Source organism: Hoyosella sp. YIM 151337 (genome assembly GCF_026041215.1).
Taxonomy (GTDB): domain Bacteria; phylum Actinomycetota; class Actinomycetes; order Mycobacteriales; family Mycobacteriaceae; genus Hoyosella.
Window position 1 is genome coordinate 174504 of the sequence record NZ_JAPEIQ010000004.1, and the last position, 21769, is coordinate 196272.

Consider the following 21769-nt stretch of genomic DNA (forward strand, 5'->3'; position numbering starts at 1 on the left):
CGTTTCGGTGAAGTTGAATCGGTGACGTATAAGTTGCGCGTGGGGAGATTCGCTTACGCAGGCCTGCTCGGTAGTGGGATTGGTTTAGCCACGGTCATGTGGGCATCCGGATGCACGACCGATGGGGGAGCCATGGAAGCGGAATACATCCAGCGTGACTCTGGGCCCTCGTACGGCTCCTTCGCGATCATGGACGAACCCGAGGGCATGCCCGACTTTCCTGGCGGAAGCTGCGCGGAGCCCATGGTGAATGAGCGAATCGTGTTTATGTGCACGAGCGCCGAGGACAACGCTGTCGCGGTCACCGTCGCGTCGTACGCACACCTCCCTGGACCCTCAGAGGCTGGCTGGAGTGAGGTTTTCGATGTCACCGTGACCTCGCGCACTGGCCTGTACTTCTGGGCCGGCGGATCGGAGCGGTGGCCAGGGATTGAGCGGCAGCTTTCCGCGTCTGGGCCGGGGCATTACCACGTACGGATACACGCCAACGGCAGGGCCGAAAACGAAGCAGCCTGGCCCGCAGCTCCTGCGAACGAGGAGTATCTGGTCCAGGTCTGGCCCACCGGGCGGTAAAAGGATGTGGCCTCTGAGGCAGGTGTCGCGCCAAGGTCGGCACTTGATTTCCACTGGCGACATCACGCAACGACGCCAAGGGTTGGCACATTCCACCCCCAGGGTTGGTGCCCCTTGTTCTCCCGAAATCAGATAGTAGAAACACCGCGGCAGGTCTCGGCGATACACAGTCACCCACCACGTGCGGAATGCCACTGATTGGAGGGAACCATGAGGACCATCACACCCTCGACGACTCCTTCCGCTGTGCCTGAAATCCGCCGGCACTTCGTACTCACTGACGACGGCGTACCTCTCGCCGTCGCGGAGGTTGGCGACCCGAATGCGGCGCTCACCGTGGTTTTGCTCCATGGGCATTGCCTCCGCGCCGACTCGTGGTCAACCCTTCTCCCCCACCTCGTGAGCATGGCGGGTCGTTGTGTCCGTGTCGTCACCTACGATCACCGCGGGCACGGCCAATCCGGAGCCGCGCGTGCGGAAACATACACAGTCGACCAGCTTGGCCGTGACTTGCACTCGGTGCTGAACGCCGTGGCGCCGCACGGTCCGGTGCTCCTCGCTGGACACTCCATGGGCGGGATGACTGCGCTTTCGTACGCCCGCCAGTACCCCGACGCAATCGGCACGCGCATCATCGGGCTGGGTCTCATCGCCACTGCCGCGCACAGCATCACCGACGCTGGGCTGGGTCAGCTTCTTCGGCATCCGCTGGCATACCTGCTGCACCGCGCCGTAAACCGTGCTCCCGATCTGATGGAGTTTCCGCACCGGCTCAGCCGCCTCGTCGCGAAGCACGTGATCCGGGCTACCGCCTTCGGGCAGGGTCGCGTGAACCCGAACGTCACAGCGCTAGTGACCGCGATGATCAACGAAACCACCCTGGCCACGAAAATCGGTTTCCTGCGGTCGCTGCTCCAGCTCAACGAGGCCGCGACGCTCGCTGCGCTCGCCGTCATCCCAACGATGATCCTGTGCGGCTCCCATGACCACATGACGCCTTTCTCCCATTCCGAAGCTATCGCAGCGGGACTGCCCGGAGCTGAGCTCGTGCGGATCGAAGGCGCTGGGCATTCGGTCATTCTGGAGCGGACCGAAGAAGTCGCCAGCGCACTAGGCGCACTGGTGGAGCGCGCCCTGAACCGACCGAACCTACAGCTCGTTTCCTGAGACACGTGCCCGCGCTGGTGCATCGGCTGCCCGGTAAACGACTAGGCTGAACGGCCATGGAGATACGCCGGACGCTCATACTCATGCGGCACGGCAAGTCCGCGTATCCGCTCGGCGCGGCCGACTACGACCGGCCCCTCGCGCCGCGCGGACAGCGCGAAGCCGCACTGGGCGGCGCGTGGCTGCAGGACAGATACCCGCAGATTGACCAGATTCTCTGCTCGTCGTCCGCCCGAACCCGCCAGACGCTGGGCGCCGCTGACATCGACGCACCCGCTGATTACCTCGACACGCTCTACGGCGCAGACGCCGAAACAATCCTCGAAGAAGTGAGCCTCGTCGGCGATGACATCCAGACTGTCCTCGTCATCGCGCATTGGCCTGGGATACCCGAGACTGCGCTGCACCTCGCCGCGAATGATGATGGGGACGCCGCAGACCGCATCCGCACGAAGTTCCCTACCTCCGCGATCGCTGTACTCAGCACGGCCCGACCCTGGAATGCGCTGGACCGCGCCTCCGCGCACCTCGACACGTTCCACGTCCCGCGTTAGCCCACAAGGAGTCCCCATGCTGGAAGCCCAGCTGATGTGCCAGACACCGTTGATGCCCCTGCCCCGAGAAGGACACGTCTTCAACACAGCGTGGCCCCTGCGTGCATCCGACATCGAGCCGGGCTGGCGACTCCGAATCGACGGTGTCGCCCGCTACCTTCAGGACGCGGGTTTCGATCACCTCGATGCAGTGAGCGCACGTGAGGAACACCCGGCGTGGGTGGTCCGCCGCACTGTCATCGATTCGATCAAGCCCATCGAGTTCCCGGGCAACGTCGAGGTTCATCGCTGGTGCTCCGGGCTGTCGAGCCGGTGGTGCACCATGCGCGCCCGGCTCAGCACCGCAAATGGCGGTCTGATCGAGACTGAAGGGTTCTGGATCAACATCAACCCCAACACCGGACTGCCCACTCGCATCACCGAACAGTTTGAAGCGCTGCTCGGTGAAACCGCGCTCAGCAATCGGGTGCGCTGGAAACAATGGATCACCGCCAGCCCTGGCCCCGAGGACGAATCAGCGCCATTTCCGCTCCGCAGCACCGACATCGACGTCATGGCGCACGTCAACAACGCGGTCTACCTGCACGCCGTCGATGCTGCGCTGCGTGCACGTCCAGAGCTGCATGACACCGCCACACGAACAGTGATCGAGTATCTCGCGCCCGTCGCCCCCGACGAGAAGGTGGAACTCCGCACTCGCCACAGCAGCGATGATGTGCACCTGTGGTTCGTCGTGGATGGAAATGTGCGCGCGCAAGCCGCGGTACTGCCTCTGCCCTGAAGGGCCGTGTCAATTTACTTCCGGTTTCCGGAGGTGAATTGACACAATCCAGAGCCCCCGCAGCAGAAAAGCCCGCTCCCTGTTTTAGGGAGCGGGCTGTTCTGGGTCAGTGCGCTCAGCGGTAGTCGGAGTATCCCCCGAAGTCGTCGAGCGGAACCGCAGCACCGGTGCTCATGCCGAACGTATCAGGACCGTAGTACTGGTCCTCATACGAGGCGACGGAGTACGCGGCTTCGCGAGCCTCTTCGGTCGGCTGCACCTGGATGTTGCGGTACTGGTTGATGCCGGTACCGGCCGGGATCAGCTTACCGATGATCACGTTCTCCTTGAGACCGATGAGGCGATCGCTGCGGCGGTTGATGGCCGCATCGGTGAGCACTCTCGTTGTCTCCTGGAAGGACGCTGCCGACAGCCATGAATCCGTAGCCAGCGACGCCTTGGTGATACCCATAAGCACCGCGCGACCCGCTGCGGGCTCGCCACCCTCGGCGACGACGCGACGGTTCTCGGCCTCGAAGTCCGCGCGTTCGACCAGCGAGCCGGGCAGGAACTCAGTCGAGCCCGAGTCGATGATCGTGACGCGGCGCAGCATCTGGCGGATGATGACCTCGATGTGCTTGTCGTGAATCGACACACCCTGCGAGCGGTACACCTTCTGAACTTCGTTCACCAGGTGGATCTGTACCTCACGCGGGCCACGGACGCGCAGCACCTCGTGCGGGTCAGCGGAACCTTCGAGAAGTTCCTGGCCAACCTCGACATGGTCGTTCTCGGCGAGGATGCGCTCTACACCATCGTCGTGCTTGAAACGGGCAAGGCCTTGCCGCTTCGGCAGCTTGTCGATCGTGACCTCGTCACTACCGTCATCCGGGATGATGGTGACCTTGTAGAAGCGGTCATCATCGTCGATACGGACGCGACCGGACACCTCCGCGATCGGTGCTTTGTTCTTCGGCACGCGGGCCTCGAACAGCTCCTGCACACGGGGCAGACCACCGGTGATGTCCTCACCGACGCCACCCTGGTGGAAGGTTCGCATTGTCAACTGCGTACCGGGCTCACCAATCGACTGGGCCGCAACGATACCCACTGCCTCACCGATATCGACCAGCTTGCCAGTCGCCATCGAGCGGCCGTAGCAGGTCGCACAAACACCGGTTGCGGTGGTGCAGGTAAGGACGGAGCGGACCTTCACCGAGGTGACACCCGCGTCGATCAGCTTCTCGATCGCCGGGTCACCCAAGTCGTGACCGCGCTCGACAACAACGTTGCCCTCCGCGTCCTTCGCGTCAGCGGCGAGAGTGCGCGCGTACACACTGGTCTCGACATGCTCGACCGGCTGCAGCTTGCCATCGAAGCCAGCTTCCGCGATCGGCATTTCCAGACCCCGGGACGTTCCGCAATCCACCTCACGCACGATGACGTCCTGCGAGACGTCAACCAGACGACGGGTGAGGTAACCCGAGTCAGCGGTGCGGAGCGCGGTGTCAGCGAGACCCTTACGCGCGCCGTGCGTGTTGATGAAGTACTCGAGCACTGTCAGGCCCTCACGGAATGAGGACTTGATCGGCCGCGGGATGAACTCACCCTTCGGGTTGGTCACCAGACCCTTCATGCCCGCCAGGGAGCGAATCTGAGTCATGTTACCGGCGGCGCCCGACTTCACGATCATCGGAATCGGGTTGTCGTCCGGGTAGTGATCCTCGAGGGCCCGACCGACCTTCTCGGTGGCTTCCTTCCAGATCTCAACCAGTCCGTCGCGACGCTCATCCGTAGAGACCTGTCCGCGCTGGTACTTCTTCTCCAGCCTTTCGGCCTTTTCCTCGTACTCGGCGAGGATCTCCTGCTTCTCCGGCGGAACGAGCACGTCCGACATCGCGACCGTGACACCGGAACGGGTAGCCCAGTAGAAGCCAGCGTCCTTCAGCTTGTCGACGGTTTGCGCCACAACGATCATCGGGTAACGCTCAGCGAGGTCGTTGATGATCACCGACTGCCGCTTCTTCGGCATCACATCGTTGATAAACGGGTAGTCGGCGGGGAGCAGTTCGTTGAAGTGCACCCGGCCCAGCGTCGTGTCAGCGATCCAGGCGTCACCCTTTGTCCAGCCCGCAGGGAAGAGCACTCGCTCGTCCTCGCGGGTTGGCCGGCGCGTGGTGACGCGCACCTTGATGCGCGCCTGCAGACCGAGCTCACCGCGATCGAAGGCCATGATGGCTTCCGCTGGGGATGAATACACGCCCTGTTCCGGACTGTCGCCGGATGCGGGCTGGTATTCACCCTTCGCGCCCTCAACGTGACGGGTGAGGTGGTACAGACCCGTCACCATGTCAAGACGCGGCATAGCGAGCGGACGGCCCGACGCAGGCGACAGGATGTTGTTCGACGACAGCATCAGCACGCGTGCTTCAGCCTGCGCCTCCGCGGAGAGCGGCAGGTGAACGGCCATCTGGTCACCGTCGAAGTCAGCGTTGAACGCCTCACACACGAGCGGGTGCAGCTGGATGGCTTTACCTTCAACCAGGATCGGCTCGAACGCCTGGATGCCGAGCCGGTGCAGCGTTGGTGCACGGTTGAGCATTACGGGGTGTTCGGTGATGACCTCTTCGAGGACCTCCCACACCTGGGTGCGCTGACGCTCCACCATGCGCTTCGCGGACTTGATGTTCTGCGCGTGGTTGAGGTCGACAAGCCGCTTCATGACGAATGGCTTGAACAGCTCGAGCGCCATCAGCTTCGGCAGACCGCACTGGTGCAGTTTGAGCTGCGGACCCACGACGATAACCGAACGGCCGGAGTAGTCGACACGCTTACCAAGGAGGTTCTGGCGGAAGCGGCCCTGCTTGCCCTTCAGCAAGTCAGACAGTGACTTCAGCGGCCGGTTACCCGGCCCGGTGACCGGACGGCCACGGCGCCCATTGTCGAACAGCGCGTCCACCGATTCCTGCAGCATGCGCTTCTCGTTGTTCACGATGATCTCGGGCGCACCGAGATCAATGAGGCGCTTGAGCCGGTTGTTGCGGTTGATCACACGGCGGTACAGGTCATTGAGGTCGGACGTCGCGAAGCGGCCACCGTCGAGCTGCACCATCGGGCGGAGCTCAGGCGGGATCACCGGGACTGCGTCCAGGACCATGCCGAGCGGGGAGTTGCCAGTGTTCTGGAATGCCGCAACGACCTTCAGCCGCTTGAGCGCACGAAGCTTCTTCTGCCCCTTTCCGCTGCGGATGACCTCGCGAAGAATCTCAGCCTCTGCCTCGACATCAAAGATTTCGAGCAGCTTCTGGATAGCTTCCGCACCCATGCCGCCTTCGAAGTACTCGCCGTAGCGGTCAATGAGCTCGCGGTAGATCAGCTCGTCGACGACTAGCTGCTTCGGGGCGAGCTTGGTGAAGATGTTCCAGATCTCTTCGAGGCGGTCGATCTCGCGCTGTGCACGGTCACGGATCTGGCGCATCTCACGCTCAGCACCCTTCTTGACCTTGTCCAGTGCGTCGGCCCGCGCTCCCTCGAGTTCGAGCTGTGCGAGATCGGTCTCGAGCTTCTGCGCGCGCGCTTCGAGGTCGGCGTCACGCTGATCCGCGACACCCTTCTTTTCCACGTTCATCTGAGCTTCCAGGGTGGAAAGCTCGTTGTGACGAAGCTCGTCGTCAACGTGGGTGATGACGTAGGCGGCGAAGTAGATGATCTTCTCGAGATCCTTCGGCGCGAGGTCAAGGAGGTAGCCGAGACGGCTCGGCACGCCCTTGAAGTACCAGATGTGCGTCACCGGGGCGGCAAGCGCAATGTGGCCCATACGCTCACGGCGCACCTTGGCGCGCGTCACCTCAACGCCGCAGCGTTCACAGATGATGCCCTTGAACCGAACACGCTTGTACTTACCGCAGTAGCATTCCCAGTCGCGAGTGGGTCCGAAGATCTTCTCGCAGAACAAACCGTCCTTCTCGGGCTTGAGGGTGCGGTAGTTGATCGTCTCCGGCTTCTTGACCTCGCCGTGCGACCAGGCCCTGATGTCCTCCGCAGTGGCGAGACTGATGCGGAGTTCATCGAAGAAGTTGACGTCTAGCACGTAACTTCCTTTCCCCGTAAGGGTTATGGCACCGCAGATCAGGCTTGTGCTGACCTGCGGGGCCGAACTGCAATTCCTTCTTCACCTATTAAGCCCCGGCGCGGAACCGGCAACGGTGCGCGCCGTACCTCTACCCGTGTCAGATCGCCCGGCTGTTCATCCCAAGACTCGCAGCGGCACGTTCCACGTCATCGTCGTCGGTGTCGCGCATCTCGATGGCGGCACCGTCAGACGACAGGACCTCGACGTTCAGGCACAGGGACTGAAGTTCCTTCAGAAGGACCTTGAACGATTCGGGGATACCCGGCTCAGGGATGTTCTCACCCTTAACGATGGCCTCGTAGACCTTCACGCGACCGACCACGTCGTCAGACTTGATCGTGAGGAGTTCCTGCAGGGTGTATGCGGCACCGTAGGCCTGCATCGCCCAGCACTCCATCTCACCGAAGCGCTGACCACCGAACTGCGCCTTACCACCGAGCGGCTGCTGGGTGATCATCGAGTACGGGCCAGTCGAACGCGCATGGATCTTGTCGTCCACCATGTGGTGCAGCTTCAGGATGTACATGTAGCCAACCGCTACCGGGAACGGGAACGGTTCGCCCGAGCGTCCGTCGAACAGCTGCGCTTTACCGTTCGGGCCTACCATGCGGTCGCCGTCGCGGTTCGGCAGGGTCGAGCCCAAAAGGCCAGCGAGTTCATCTTCCTTTGCACCGTCGAAGACCGGTGTGGCGGTGCGTGTGTCCGCAGGCGCCTCGAGGACGTCCTCCGGAAGGTTGGCTGCCCAATCCGGCAGACCGTCACCAACCACGTCGATCTTCCAGCCGGTCTTCGCGATCCAGCCCAGATGCGACTCCAAGACCTGGCCGATATTCATACGGCGTGGCACACCGTGGGTGTTCAGGATGATGTCGACAGGCGTGCCATCCGGCAGGAATGGCATGTCTTCGTGCGGCAGGATCTTGCCGATAACGCCCTTGTTGCCGTGGCGGCCAGCAAGTTTGTCACCGTCCTGGATCTTCCGCTTCTGCGCGACGTACACACGAACGAGTTCGTTCACACCGGGCGGCAGGTCGTCGTTGTCTTCGCGCGAGAATACGCGGACACCGATGACTTTGCCGGTCTCGCCGTGCGGCACGCGCAGTGACGTGTCACGAACCTCGCGCGCCTTCTCACCGAAGATCGCACGGAGCAGGCGCTCCTCCGGGGTCAGTTCGGTTTCACCCTTCGGCGTGACCTTGCCGACGAGGATGTCTCCGTCGCGCACTTCAGCACCGATACGGACGATGCCACGCTCATCGAGATCAGCGAGCACCTCGTCCGCGACATTCGGGATGTCACGGGTGATTTCCTCGGCACCCAGCTTGGTGTCACGGGCATCAAGCTCGTGCTCCTCGATCTGGATAGACGTGAAGACGTCGTCTTCGACGAGGCGCTGCGAAATAATAATCGCGTCCTCGTAGTTGTGGCCTTCCCACGGCATGATCGCGACGAGCAGGTTCTTGCCGAGCGCCATCTCGCCTTCGTCCGTGCAGGGACCGTCAGCGATGACCTGACCAGCTTCGACACGCTGCCCTTCGTCAACGATGGGACGCTGGTTGATGCAGGTGCCCTGGTTCGAGCGACTGAACTTGCGCAGCTGATAGGTGCGGCGGGTGCCGTCATCAGCCATCACTGTGATGTAGTCAGCCGACACTTCCTCGACCACACCGGCTTTCCGGCTGACGATGACATCGCCAGAGTCATAGGCGGCGCGCAGCTCCATACCGGTACCGACCAGCGGAGCCTCACTGCGGAGCAGCGGCACTGCCTGGCGCTGCATGTTCGCACCCATAAGAGCACGGTTGGCGTCGTCGTGCTCGAGGAACGGGATCATCGCGGTCGCAGCTGACACCATCTGACGTGGCGAAACGTCCATGAAGTCGATCTGTGCCGGCGATACGAACTCGACCTCGGACTCCGATTCGCGGCGCACCCGGACCAGAATGTGGTCTTCGATGAAGCGATTGTCGGCATCGAGCGGCGAGTTCGCCTGCGCGATGACGTAGCGATCCTCTTCATCGGCAGTCAGGTACCGAATCTCATCGGTCACCTGCCCATCGACGACCTTGCGATACGGCGTCTCGATGAAGCCGAACGGGTTCACCCGGGCATACACCGACAGTGAGCCGATCAGACCGATGTTCGGGCCTTCCGGCGTCTCGATCGGGCACATACGGCCGTAGTGCGACGCGTGCACGTCACGGACCTCGAGGCCAGCACGCTCACGGGACAGACCGCCGGGACCAAGCGCGGAAAGGCGGCGCTTGTGAGTGAGACCCGACAGTGGGTTGTTCTGGTCCATGAACTGGCTGAGCTGCGACGTTCCGAAGAACTCTTTGATCGCCGCCACAACTGGCCGGATGTTAATCAGGGTCTGCGGCGTAATAGCCTCGACGTCCTGCGTCGTCATGCGCTCACGAACGACCCGCTCCATGCGGGAAAGGCCCACGCGGATCTGGTTCTGGATGAGTTCGCCCACCGTGCGGAGACGACGATTGCCGAAATGGTCGATATCGTCGACGCTAACCAGGATCTCGTCACCGTTTTGCGCCTTCATGAGCCGCTCACCGGCCTGCAGCCGAACGAGGTACTCAATGGTGGTGACGATGTCGTCGTCTGTCAGCGTGGTGGCCGTGGAGTCGACTGTCAGGCCCAGCTTCTTGTTGACCTTGTAGCGGCCGACGCGCGCGAGGTCGTAGCGCTTCTCTTTGAAGAAAAGCCCTTCGAGCAGGTTTTCTGCGCCTTCCTTGGTCGGCGGCTCGCCTGGACGCAGTTTGCGGTAAATGTCGAGAAGCGCGTCGTCAGTGCCGGCGGTGTTGTCCTTTTCGAGCGTCGACATCATGATTTCGGAGAAGCCGAATCGCTCAGCGATCTGCTCGGTTGTCCAGCCACGTGCCTTCAGCAGCACCGTGACCGGCTGCCGCCGCTTGCGGTCGATGCGGACGCCCACGGTATCGCGCTTGTCGATGTCGAACTCGAGCCACGCACCGCGGCTCGGGATGACCTTGACGCTGTACAGGTCTTTCTCAGTGGACTTGTCGCGCGCCTTGTCGAAGTAGACACCCGGCGACCGGACGAGCTGCGACACCACCACACGTTCCGTGCCATTGATGATGAAAGTGCCCTTATCGGTCATCATCGGGAAATCTCCCATGAAGACCGTCTGGCTCTTGATTTCGCCAGTCTCGTTGTTGATGAACTCCGCGGTCACGAACAGTGGAGCCGCGTACGTCATGTCCTTCTCTTTGCACTCCTCGACGGAGGCCTTGACCTCTTCGAAACGAGGGTCAGAGAACGACAGCGACATTGAGGAAGCAAAATCCTCGATCGGTGAAATCTCCGCGAGGACATCTTCAAGGCCGCTCGATACGACCTCGTCCCCGCGGGCAGCGGCGCGTGTGCGCCACCTCTCAGCACCGATCAACCATTCGAACGAATCCAACTGAAGGTCTAGCAACCCGGGTACTTCAAGGGGCTCGCGAATCTTCGCAAAGGAAACCCTCTTAGGAGCCCCGGGGATACCGGCCACTGAACTGGTCTGGCGGGAGACTGCCAAGATGCGTCCTTCCAGCACCTCACGCGTGCCGTTCGGCGAAAGAACGGCAATCGCTGTCGTCTGCTTTGCTGAGTGTTTGAGTCCGCTGGAGGCACCCCGAACGAACCCTCACCACTCGACCGGACGCAATGCGCGTCTAGACGAACAACGAGGAATGGACAGGAGGCAGCCAGCGCAACGTCCAACAATAGACGAACAATCTCAAGTTGTCGAATGGACGATTCAACACGGCCGCGACATGCGCGCCGACGGCGTTCCAGCGCACACCGAACAAACCCCACGACAGGGACGACGAACCCGCGGCCGCCTCCAAGCAGCTCCCTGCAGTGACTATCGTCCCACCGGAAGCATAATCCTAACTTGTTCTGATGTCACCGGCTGCGCAATGCATTTACCGGACGTGTGGTGTTCATCGCTCATCGATGGAGTCGATGAGCCACTCGCCATCAACCTTCTTCAGCGTGACTCGCAACGGCCCCGAGAACGTTTCACCAGGAGCATCGTCGTACTGGGTGCTCACGAGCGTGAGCGCGAGAAGTTCCGCTTCGTCACTTGACAGCGCGTGCACGCCAGCCTGCTGAACAACCATTTCGACGGTCGCTTGCCGTTGCTCGGCAGCCTGCCGTGTGGCGTCGATTGTCTGCCGGTACTCGTCTTGCATGTTTTCCGTGAGGTTCGCGAGAGCGCGATTGAAGTCTTCGTCGAGCGACCGGTAGTCGTAGCTGAAGACGGCAGCCAAGGCTTCCTTCGTGCGGTTTTCGACCGCAGTGGTCGCTGCGGCGTCTACAAAAGCGAGGTCATCGGTCTGCGGCTGTGCCCGCAGCGCCGATGGGCCATACACGATCGCAAGTACGATCGCCGCAGCAACGGCAATTGTGCCCATCACAATTGCCGCGGACAGCAGCTTCGTGTTCGCGGGTCCAAGGTCAGCGCGGCTCGCGCTCTGCGCACCGCCGATGCCGGCCCCGCGCCGGCCAGCGCGTTTCGCACCAGCCTTGCCGGTCTGTTCCGTCGGGATTGAGACCTCGCGACTACGGTTGTGGCCTGCAATTTTCGGGCGACGACTGCGCCCACCCGGACCCTGGTTGGCGCGACTGGGACGAGGCATGTGAATGTACTCCCTTAATACTTCTCGCTCGGGAAGACCGGCCTATTCTCCGGGCTCTTCTGGCTGTAGTTCGGCCGGCTCGGCGGGACCTTCACCGTTCGGTTCCGCGCCGGGCGCGTCACCATCGGGCGCCAGCTCACCGGGCAGCTCAGGGAGCCCTTCCTGGCCCCCGTGCTCCGCGACGAGTGCAGCGGTTCCCACCTGGTCAGATTGAGCGACTTTCCATGAACCGTCGACCCGCAACAGCTGCATTTGCATCATTACGCGCTGCGTCACGGACTGCCCAGTGGGCCCCGACGTGGTGCGCAGCACTACTGCAACCGCAACAGCTTCATCGGATCCTGGCTCGAAGTCCACGATCGCGAGGTCTGAGACGTCCGCTGAAATCCGGCCGCCAGTCGGCGAGTCGGTCTCCAACTGGGCGCGCGCTTCTTCCATTTCAGCGCGAAGCTGCTCTCCTGTGATGACGGACTCGATGTTCGCGAACGTCGTCTCGAGATCGTTCGTGTCGAATGCGTTCAGATATACAGCCGCTTGGCGGGCATCACCGAGCAGCGCGTCTCGCGCTGAAGCGGTTCGCGAATGATCGATCGCCTTCCACCATGCCCAGCCCACCCACAGCAGCGCGGCCAGTGCCACCACAAAGAGCACCACTACCGCGACTGCCAGCCGCCGGCCCGAAGCTCCATGCACCGGCGAGGCGGGGTCAGTTTGGCCAATCTTCTCACTCACGGCTACACCATAACCTTTGCGGTCCGTTGGGGACCTTTGCGAACTAATCACTCTGCGGTCCAGCGCTTTCCCAATACAGTTTTCTCAGCTAGCGGCCAGCGCACCCCACGGCGAGCGCACCCCACGGCGAGCGCATGCGAATTGGGGTCTAGCCGTCGGGCCAGACCCCAATTCGCGGGCGTACTTGCCGCCTATGAGAGGGCGGTTCGGTCGTCAGTTCCAGCCCACGAGTTCGAGCAGTTCGAATGCCTGCCGACCGAAGGGTGCGAGATCGGTGTGGTCACCGGCACGCTTCGGATTGTTGTCCCATGGCTGGGGAACGGTCGGGTCCGCGAAGATCGCCTTGTTCGAGCTCCGCACACCGGTCGGATTGCCCTGAGGCGTACGGCAACCCACTGTCGTGTCCCACTGCCAATCGGTAAGGGCACCGTTGATTCGGGGGTCTCCCGTCGGCCCTGCGGGCAGCCGCTGGTACGTGCCTTCGTATCCGACGGTACACGCGGGCGGGTTGTTCACCTCGAGGACAAGCCCGAAGTGTGCCGTCCCATCGCCCGGAGCGACAGTGTACGCCGCGGCACCTAGTGCAGGCAGCGCTTGGAGCACTGGCCGAATGAATCTGCCGCGCTCGCCGAGCGCTTGCGCGACCGGTTCGGTAGTGCGCAGGAACTCTGTGAGCCCGGGCCCGCCGCGTTCGAGCAGCGCGGAGACTGCTGCACCGGCGTCCGTCGACGTGTCGATAATGCGCCGAAGGTCCTGATCACTCTGCTGTAACTGGTCGGTAATCAGGGTGAGGTCCCGCGAGAACGACCTGATTTCGCCGGACTGCACGGCCTGGGTTCGCAACACAACGCTGCCGTCACGAAGCAACTGCAGTGTCTCCCCCATCGACTCGTTGGCTTCCTGGGCGAAGAGGTCGAACGAGTCGATAATCGTTCCGAGATCTTCCCCACGGCCGTGGAAGACCTCCGCAGTCTCCGCCACCACTTCGCGGAACTTGTCCAGCGGAATCGACTGCGATAGGTCATACAGACCATTGAGCAGCGATTCCACACGCACCGGCGCGGAAGCGTCTTCAAACCCGATGACGTCCCCCGCCTGCAGATAGGGGCCCTCTTCTGTCGTGGCCTGCAAGTCGACGAACTGTTCACCTGCCGCGGAACGATTGGCAACTATCGCCCGCGCGTCAGCCGGGATGTCCGGTGCTTCGTTCCGAATAAGGAGTTGCACACGTGTGCCGCCTGGGATCGGCGTGAGTTCGCCGACAAGACCCGCAGGCACGCCCCGATACGTGACCTCCGCGTACTGGAAGATACCGCCCGTGTCTTCCATCTCGACATACACCGGAAACTCACCGAAACCGAGGAGCGTGTGGAGACGCGCATACTTGGCGCTGACGAAAACGACGCCAACTATGGCCACGATCACGAACAGAATCAGCTGGATTTTTACGAAACGCGTAATCATGGCTGCCCATCTCCCAGCATGTTCAGCAGATCCTGGATCGGTCCTGGCATGTCGTCAGCATTCGGCAAACCAACCTGGATCATGTTGCCGAGCGGCAGCAGGGGCTGCGTACCAGGCCCCGGCCGCGGGCCGTTCGTCCCGATATACGGGTTCGACGGGTCGATAACGGGCTGAGGCTGGCCATAAGGCGGCACATAGCGCGGCTGCCCCTGCCCGACACCGAGGTTCTCCAGTGTTTCCGCGATCGAAAGATCCACCGCGAGCCATCCATTGATCGCACCACCGAAGGCGGAGTCGATCGCCGCGTCCGAGAACGGGTACGTCGGCAGAATCGACATTGAATTCGGCAGATCAGGGCCGGTGTTCGCGAGCGCCTGCAAGGTCGGCCGCAACGCTCTCAAGTCCTGAACGATGTCCTCCCGGGCCTGACCGATCACACGAGTGCCGACCTGGCCCATGCCATCCAGTTGCCGCAGCATCTCGATAATTTGCGGCGTCTGTTCACTCAATATCTGGGTTCCGCGCGGAATCTCTTCGACGATCCGGCTGATCTGATCGCGCTGATTATCCAGTTGTGTCGTCATGACGTCGAGGTTGTCGAACGTCCGCTGGATCTCCGCACGCTGATTGTTCAAGCTTGCGACCAATTGGTTGGTGTCGTTCAACAGAGCTTTCACCTGCGGCTCGCGGCCACCGAACGCGCGGTCAAGTTCCTCGATGATCGGCTGGATCTGTGCAACGCCACCACCGTTAAGCAGCAGCGACAGCGCACCGAAGATATCTTCGATCTCGATCTGTACGCGACTGTTGTCGATCGGGATGACGTCGCCCTCACCAATTACCTCAGCGCTTCGGTCGGCGGGCGGTGGCGGCTCGATCGCAAGGAACTTCTCACCCAGCAGTGCAGTTTGCTGAATTGAGATTTGCGAGTTTGCCGGCAGCTGCAGGTCACCCTGCAAGCGCATGGTGATCACGGCCGTCCAGCCCTCGTCGCTAAGATCCACGCGATCAATCTTGCCTACATTCACGCCGTTGACCTTGACCATAGTCTCCGGGAAGACTTCCGGAACTTGATCGAATTCAGCGGTAACCGTGATGGGTTCCGGTCCAAGGTCCGGGCCACCCGGCAAGGGGAACGTGTAGATACCGTCGCGCATCACGAAGCAGCCGGAGGCACTCATCGCCAGCGTCGTGAGCCCTATGGCTGCGGCCGCCACTCGGACAAGCCGCCGCTTACGTACAGCCGAGTGCTTTCTCACTGTCCACCTCCGAGATGCGGTGCGGTGAAGGTGCGCTCGTTATCGGTCTGCGGGAGCGGGGCGAATTGGCCAGGTACCGTTCCTGGCACCGGCCCTCCGCGCTCAATCAGATCGTTGCTCATAATGCCCAGCGGTAGTACGACTCCCGGGCTCCTAATACCAGCGTTCAACTGCTCAGCAAGACCTTCACATTGGCGGATGATCGGAGCCATCTGACGACCTAGTTCAGCGAATCGTGCGTCACCTGGATACAACCGCTGCAGGTCGATCAGGCCGCAGAGTGTGCCGCCCAGGTCCTGCAGTTCAAGGAGGTTAGGCCGAGCGGCAAGCGAACCTGACTCAGCGTCGTAGGCGTTCGCAAGGTTACTGATCGCGACGGGGAGCGCAATAAGCGCCTCACGGATTGCATCGGTTTCCTGCGACAACCGGCCAGTGATCTGCGCGAGGCCATCGACATTGCTCGAGAGCGCTTCCCGGTTGTCGTTCACGAATCGCGCCACATCGTCGAGCGCAAACGACAAGCGATTGATTGCTCCGCCCAGGTTTTCCCGCTCCCCTGCGAGGAAGTCTGAAAAGGTCGCCATCTGCGTATTGAAGTTGCGCACTTGTGCGTCGTTTTCTGCCAGCGCGGTCGCAAGTTCCTGGAGGTTGCGAACGGTGCTGAAGAAGTCTTCCCGGCCGTTCGCGAAGGTCCTTGATGCCTCCGCGAGTTCGGTGATGGACCGGCCGAGCGCCTCACCGTTACCCACGAGATTTTCGTGCGTCACGTCGATGAATTCGCTGAGTGCCCCGTCGGCGTTGGCGCCGCGATCACCCATCGCTTCCGTGAACTCTGCTAGCGCCGCGTAGATTTCGTCCACTTCCACCGGCGTGGCGGTGCGTTCCCGCGGTATCTCTGCATCGGGTCCTTCCAGCCTGGGACCGTCCGTATACGCGGGCGCCAGCTGAATGAAGCGATCGGAGACCAGCGACGGTGTCATCTGCATGGCGTGCACATCCGCTGGCAAGTCGATACCACGATTAATCCGCATTTCCACGCGGACCTCATCCCCGACCGGGGTCACGCTGGTGACTTTGCCGACGTCAATACCGAGGACGCGGACGTTCGTACCGCTGTAGATACCGACCGTTGTCGGGAAGTAGGTGGTGATTCGCATCCCTGGCCGGAAGAAGAACCACCACACCACAAGGCCAGCAAGAAGTACGAGGACTAAGCCGGCGGCAATCGCACCGATTGCTCTCTGCCGCGTCATCAGTTGCCTCCCCCGGTGTTGATTGGATCACGGAAACCAGGAACGTCCGGGAGTCCGGGCGGCGTGATGTTCAAGATTGCAATATCGAACCACCGTCCGTGGCCGAGTGTGTCGGCGAAAACCCGATAGAACGGTGCTATGAGGTTTACCCCCCGCTGAACAGCTTCCTGGTTGGCGACGAGCATGTCGGTCACGCCCTGCAACTGCTGCAGCGCCGGGCCGATTTGCTGTTCATTGTCTGCAACCAGACCCGTCAGTTCGTCAGCAAGATCCTGAGTCGAGGAGAGAAGCACAGAGATCGCTTCGCGCCGAATGTTGAGCTCCTGAAGGAGGAGGCCGGCATTGCTGATGAGACGCTGAAACTCCTGGTTCCGGTCGGCAAAGATCTGGGTCGTATCCCGCGTCTTGTCGAGAAGCTCAAGGAGTTCCTGGTCGCGGCTTGAAATTGTCTGCGACAACCGTGTGACACCGTCGATCGCGTTGCGCATGTGCTCGGGAGTATCGCGGAACGTGTCCGACAATGTCTCGAAAGCCTCGGCCGCTTGCGGCATATCAACCTCGCCGAGGGTCCGGCCTGCTTCCTGGAAGGCCGGCACCACGTCGTACGGAGCAACAGTGCGCTCCAGCGGAATACGGACGGACGGATCTAACCCCTCAGTACCGCGTGGATTGAGATCAACGTACTTCTGGCCGAGTAGCGTTTTGATCTGAATCGATGCGGTCGTCTGGTCACCGATCCAGGTGTCCTGCACCAGCATGTCGACAACGACGCGGTCACCTTCGAGCCGAACATCGGTGACATCGCCAACCTTCACACCGGCGACGCGGACCTCATCCCCCGACTGGAGACCGCTGGACTCGCTGAATTCCGCGGTGTACCGGTTTGACGCACCATAAATCGGCACGTCAGAGAGATAGAAGGCCGACAACGTCGCAAAGATCAAAACCAGAAGGCCGATGAATCCGGTGACCACTGGGCTGCGGTGGGTCGTCATTGAATACCCCCTGGCTGGCAGCGCGTCGCCGCATTGGTGTAAATCGGCTGATTAATCTGCGGAATTCCGGTCGGCAGATTAAGTCCGGTAGGTGTTCCTGGACCCAGAATGATGTCGATGCCACACAGGTAGATCGAGAACCATGAGCCGTACGACGCAGTCTTACCGATCCGTTCGAGCTTGACCGGCAGGTTTTGTATAGCGGATTCGACCTGTGGCCGGCCAGCATTCAAGTTGCCAGCAAGCTGGTCGATCGCGGAGATATTACCCTGAATCGACGGCCGCGCCGGCTCGAGGAGGGCGTTTAGCTCCTCTGACATTGATGCCAGTGTTGCTACGGCACTTCCGACGGTCTCCCGATCGTCCGAAAGCCCGGAAACCAGGATGTCGAGTGACGAGACCATATCGCGAATGTCGTCGTCATGCGCGTTCACCCGTTCGAGGACGGAGTTCAGGTTCGTGATGACGGAACCGATTACGGCGTCGCGGTCAGCAATTGCGTTGGTCAGTGTCCCCACGTTCGCCACAAGCTGGGTGACGGTAGCGGCCTCGCCCTGGAAGATTTGGATGATCTGATCCGCGAGACGGTTCACGTCCTCAGGCTGCAACGTCTCGAAGAGCGGCCGGAATCCGTTGAACAGGACCGTGAGATTGACAGCGTCGCGCGTACGCTCGTTCGGGATGGTCCCGCCAGCTTCGAGGAGCTGGCCATTCTGTGACTCACCTTCGCTCAGCAAGACATACCGCTGTCCAGCCAGGTGGCGATACCGAATCGCAGCATTGACGTCGGCTGGAAGTTCAATGCCAGGACGAAGCCGGAACTCAACCTCCGCTTCGCTGCGATCGATGACCCGCATGCCGGTCACACTGCCGACACGCACGCCCGCGATGCGGACCTCGTCACCAACGTTCATCGACGTTACGTCGTTGAACCGGGCCTTGTAGCTGTTGCCACCGGTGGGAAGGTAGTTCGCGATCGCAACGGCGAGCATGCTCACCGCCAGCACCGTCGTGACGATGAAAATGCCGAGCTTAATCAGGGGTGCTGCAAGACCTCTCATTCGAAGCTCACCTCCGCGCCCCGCAGGACCGGCGCACCGATCATCGTTGTCCAGCCGGGGACATCTTCTGGATCGAGGCCGCTGGCTTGCCCGTAGACCACTGCGAGCGCGTCGCGCTCAGCCGGACTTCCCGCGATATCCGAAGCGGTTCCACTTGCACCAACAGGCATCACTGAGGCAAGCGGGTCCGGGAGTTCCTGGAGGTTTTGCGGGCCCGGGTTGCGCGACGGCGGGGCGTACGCGCCGTCATTGATCGCGCCGCCCGGATACTGACCGAACTTGCCCTCAGTCCGTGGTACCGGCTGATAGCAGATTGGTCCGCGAGTATCGAACATGCGGGGTTCATCCTGATTTGGTAGGTACTTGCCGCGGGGATTGGCGAGCTGGATTGTGACGCTCAGACCACGAGCGCGATCCTCGGCACCCACTCCGAAGGCGCGGTCGATACGCGGCTCCACGTCTGCGAAGTAGCCGATGGCGCATCCGTACGCGGGCGAGTATCGCGCTAGCAACTCGAGAGTCTCGCGCGAGTCGGCCGCGATGTTGATGATGCGGTCACCGTTTACGTCGAGGAACGAGCGGAGGTCGCCAGCGGCGAGGGTCAGCGTTTCGAGCATTAGGTCGATACTCGACCGGCGCTCGATGATCGTCGTGTTAGTGGTCCGGAGCGTATCGAGGGCATCGATGAGATCCGGCAGCGCGTCACTGTAGGTATCGGCGAAGGTCGCGAAATCCTGAATATTCGATTCGAGATTCGGCAACTCGGTGTTGATCCCCTCCGCCATCTCCTGGAACGTCTCCACCATGCGGCCGATCTTTTCGCCACGGCCGCTGAAAGCCTGATTCAGTGAACCGAGGGTGACGGCGAGATCCTGCGGAGGGACGGCCGTCAAGAGGTCGTAGAAGACGTCGTACATACGGGAGGCGTCGATGGCGCTGCCCGCATCGTCTTCCGGGATAACTGCGCCAGCAGCGATCGGCGGGCCAGGATCTTCCGGCATGAGAAGTTCGACGTAGCGTTCACCGAACAGCGTCTTGGGAAGAATCTGCGCGGTCACATTGGCCGGGATGTACTCCACTTTGTCCCGATCGATCGCAATATCGATCTCCGCGCGCCCGTCTGGCGTCGCCCGTGTGCCGCGGACCTCTCCCACGATGACGCCAGAGATTCTTACGTCTGCCTCACGCTGCAAAAGGTTGCCGAGTGTTTCGACGTTGACCACGGCGTGAGTCACCGGCTTGAACACCTTTGCGAACGTCAGCGTCGTGAACAAGACGAACGCGACGATGAGCGCGATGAACGCCAAACCGTAGATTCGGAGTTTCGCTTTCCCACTCATCCAGCAACCCTCACCGTCGTCGTAGTCCCCCAGATCGCGAGGCTGAGGAAGAAGTCAAGAATCGCGATCGTCACGATCACTGTTCGAACTGAGGAGCCGACAGCCACGCCCACGCCAGCCGGGCCGCCACTCGCTGTGTAGCCGTAATAGCAGTGCACCATGATCAGCACAAACGCGAAGATCAGGACCTTACCGAACGACCAAAGCACGTCCTCCGGCGGCAAGAAGAGATTGAAATAGTGGTCGTACGCGCCTGTCGATTGATCATTCAAATATATGTTGATCGATCTCGAGGCGAAGTACGCGGAGAGCAGCCCCACGATGTAAAGCGGAATAACCGCAATAAAGCCCGCGACAATGCGCGTTGTGACCAGGAACGGAAGGCTCGGCACCGCCATGACCTCAACGGCGTCGATCTCCTCGGAGATCCGCATGGCACCTAGCTGCGCGGTGAAGCCGCAACCGACCGTCGAGGACAGTGCAAGGGCGGCGATGACGGGCGCGATCTCGCGGGTGTTGATGTAGGCCGAGAGCATACCTGTCAGCACCGAAGCGCCGATCTGGTCTAGTGATGCAAAGCCCTGCATACCAACGACGACGCCGGTGAACATCGACATCGCAATGATCACGCCGAAGGTGCCGGCGATAACAGCGAGACCGCCGGTACCGAAGGTCACCTCAGCCAGCAGCCGACTGACTTCTTTCGGATACTTCTTGATAGTCGCAGGGATCCATCCGATCGCACGCGCGTAGAACGCGAGCTGTTCACCGAGGTTGTCCAGGGCTCCGACCGGTTTGCGGACGATCTTGCCCGCGCGACGACTCATAACATCGAGTCGGCCTCTCGTGGCAGTCATGTGCTAAGCCCCCCTCGGAGGAACGATCTGGATGTATACCGCCGTGAGGATGAAGTTGGCGAAGAAGAGCAGGAGGAACGTAATTACCACGCCCTCGTTCACCGCGTCTCCCACGCCCTTCGGGCCACCCTTCGGATGCAGGCCCTTATACGCGGCGACCACACCGGCAATCACACCGAAGATCATGCCCTTGATCTCACCGATCCATAGGTCTGGCAGTTGCGCGAGCGCCGAAAACGCCGCGACATACGTGCCCGGCGTTCCGTCCTGGATCATGACGTTGAAGACGTATCCGCCGGCGACGCCGATGACGGCGACGAGGCCGTTGAGAAGGGCGGCAATGAGGACCATCGCCAGCACGCGCGGGACGACGAGGCGCTGAATCGGATTGATGCCCAGCACCTCCATCGCGTCGATTTCCTCGCGGATGGTGCGGGACCCAAGATCGGCGGTCACCGCGGAGCCGGCCGCGCCCGCGACAAGCAATGCGGTGACCATCGGACTGATCTGCTGGACCACCGCCAGTGAACTTGCAGAACCCGTAAAACCTTCAGCACCGAGTTGCCTGATGATCGCACCGGTCATCATCGACACAACGGCACCGAACGGGATCGCAACGAGCGCCGTAGGCAAAATTGTGACGCTGGCGATGAACCAGGCCTGCTGGATGAACTCGCGTGTCTGGAATGGCTTGCGGAAGGTGTTTCGCACAACGTCGACAAGCAACTGGAGAATGAGGCCCGCCTGGGTCAGCATTCCCTCGGCCGCTTTGCCAGCCTTGTTCTTCCGCAGGGCGCCTGCTGAAAGTGCCATTAGTTTCTGCCTGCCCGCTGCGCCTGTTCGTATTCTTCGAGTTCGGCGCGGATGGCGCGCTGCGCGGACTCAGGCAGCTCGCTGAGCAGATGCCGCACCCGCTCACGACGCCGGAGCTCACCCTGCCGTTCCGGCATGCCCGGAG

The 21769-nt window shown here is 61.6% G+C and carries 16 protein-coding genes; 4 read left to right on the forward strand and 12 right to left on the reverse strand.

Annotated elements, in window-relative coordinates:
• Nucleotides 1-21 precede the first annotated feature (21 nt).
• The 4 genes from ONR57_RS01265 to ONR57_RS01280 all read left to right on the forward strand — a co-directional run bounded on the left by ONR57_RS01265 (nucleotide 22) and on the right by ONR57_RS01280 (nucleotide 3075).
• The gene (locus tag ONR57_RS01265) at nucleotides 22-573 is read left to right on the forward strand and encodes a hypothetical protein (RefSeq protein ID WP_265121016.1); all 552 of its coding nucleotides are present in this window, start codon (nucleotides 22-24) and stop codon (nucleotides 571-573) included.
• 210 nt (nucleotides 574-783) lie between these two features.
• Entirely contained in the window at nucleotides 784-1740 is a 957-nt protein-coding gene (locus ONR57_RS01270) for an alpha/beta fold hydrolase (RefSeq protein ID WP_265121017.1), read from the forward strand.
• Between the two features lie 56 nt (nucleotides 1741-1796).
• Entirely contained in the window at nucleotides 1797-2294 is a 498-nt protein-coding gene (locus tag ONR57_RS01275; RefSeq protein WP_265121018.1) for a histidine phosphatase family protein, read from the forward strand.
• Nucleotides 2295-2310: 16 nt separating this feature from the next.
• Nucleotides 2311-3075 (forward strand): acyl-[acyl-carrier-protein] thioesterase, encoded by a 765-nt coding sequence (locus ONR57_RS01280; RefSeq protein ID WP_265121019.1) that lies wholly within the window; start codon nucleotides 2311-2313, stop codon nucleotides 3073-3075.
• 115 nt (nucleotides 3076-3190) lie between these two features.
• Here ONR57_RS01280 and ONR57_RS01285 read toward each other — a convergent pair whose 3' ends face one another.
• From ONR57_RS01285 to ONR57_RS01340, 12 genes are all read right to left on the reverse strand, one after another.
• Nucleotides 3191-7144 carry a DNA-directed RNA polymerase subunit beta' gene (locus ONR57_RS01285; protein WP_265121021.1) on the reverse strand — a complete coding sequence of 1318 codons (3954 nt, stop codon included), beginning with the start codon at nucleotides 7142-7144 and terminating at the stop codon, nucleotides 3191-3193.
• A 139-nt stretch (nucleotides 7145-7283) separates the two neighbouring features.
• A complete protein-coding gene (locus tag ONR57_RS01290) occupies nucleotides 7284-10760 on the reverse strand; it encodes a DNA-directed RNA polymerase subunit beta (protein ID WP_265121022.1) in 3477 nt (1158 codons plus the stop codon).
• Nucleotides 10761-11151: 391 nt separating this feature from the next.
• Nucleotides 11152-11850 (reverse strand): hypothetical protein, encoded by a 699-nt coding sequence (locus ONR57_RS01295; RefSeq protein ID WP_265121023.1) that lies wholly within the window; start codon nucleotides 11848-11850, stop codon nucleotides 11152-11154.
• A 42-nt stretch (nucleotides 11851-11892) separates the two neighbouring features.
• Nucleotides 11893-12582 carry a hypothetical protein gene (locus ONR57_RS01300; protein WP_265121024.1) on the reverse strand — a complete coding sequence of 230 codons (690 nt, stop codon included), beginning with the start codon at nucleotides 12580-12582 and terminating at the stop codon, nucleotides 11893-11895.
• A 213-nt stretch (nucleotides 12583-12795) separates the two neighbouring features.
• Nucleotides 12796-14046 (reverse strand): MCE family protein, encoded by a 1251-nt coding sequence (locus ONR57_RS01305; protein WP_265121025.1) that lies wholly within the window; start codon nucleotides 14044-14046, stop codon nucleotides 12796-12798.
• Nucleotides 14043-15305 carry an MCE family protein gene (locus ONR57_RS01310; RefSeq protein WP_265121026.1) on the reverse strand — a complete coding sequence of 421 codons (1263 nt, stop codon included), beginning with the start codon at nucleotides 15303-15305 and terminating at the stop codon, nucleotides 14043-14045. The genes ONR57_RS01305 and ONR57_RS01310 overlap by 4 nt, the downstream gene beginning before the upstream one ends.
• Nucleotides 15302-16558: an MCE family protein gene (locus tag ONR57_RS01315; RefSeq protein WP_265121027.1), complete on the reverse strand. Its 1257-nt coding sequence runs from the start codon at nucleotides 16556-16558 to the stop codon at nucleotides 15302-15304. Before ONR57_RS01315 ends, ONR57_RS01310 begins: the two co-directional genes overlap by 4 nt.
• Nucleotides 16558-17553: an MCE family protein gene (locus ONR57_RS01320; RefSeq protein ID WP_265121029.1), complete on the reverse strand. Its 996-nt coding sequence runs from the start codon at nucleotides 17551-17553 to the stop codon at nucleotides 16558-16560. Before ONR57_RS01320 ends, ONR57_RS01315 begins: the two co-directional genes overlap by 1 nt.
• Nucleotides 17550-18614, reverse strand: coding sequence for an MCE family protein (locus ONR57_RS01325; protein ID WP_265121030.1), 1065 nt, complete (start codon nucleotides 18612-18614; stop codon nucleotides 17550-17552). Before ONR57_RS01325 ends, ONR57_RS01320 begins: the two co-directional genes overlap by 4 nt.
• Complete coding sequence (locus ONR57_RS01330) at nucleotides 18611-19954, reverse strand: MCE family protein (protein ID WP_265121031.1); 1344 nt, start codon at nucleotides 19952-19954, stop codon at nucleotides 18611-18613. Before ONR57_RS01330 ends, ONR57_RS01325 begins: the two co-directional genes overlap by 4 nt.
• Nucleotides 19951-20811, reverse strand: a complete 861-nt coding sequence (locus tag ONR57_RS01335; RefSeq protein WP_265121032.1) for an ABC transporter permease — start codon at nucleotides 20809-20811, stop codon at nucleotides 19951-19953. Before ONR57_RS01335 ends, ONR57_RS01330 begins: the two co-directional genes overlap by 4 nt.
• A gap of 3 nt (nucleotides 20812-20814) precedes the next feature.
• Nucleotides 20815-21624: an ABC transporter permease gene (locus tag ONR57_RS01340; RefSeq protein WP_265121033.1), complete on the reverse strand. Its 810-nt coding sequence runs from the start codon at nucleotides 21622-21624 to the stop codon at nucleotides 20815-20817.
• Between the last annotated feature and the right edge of the window lie 145 nt (nucleotides 21625-21769).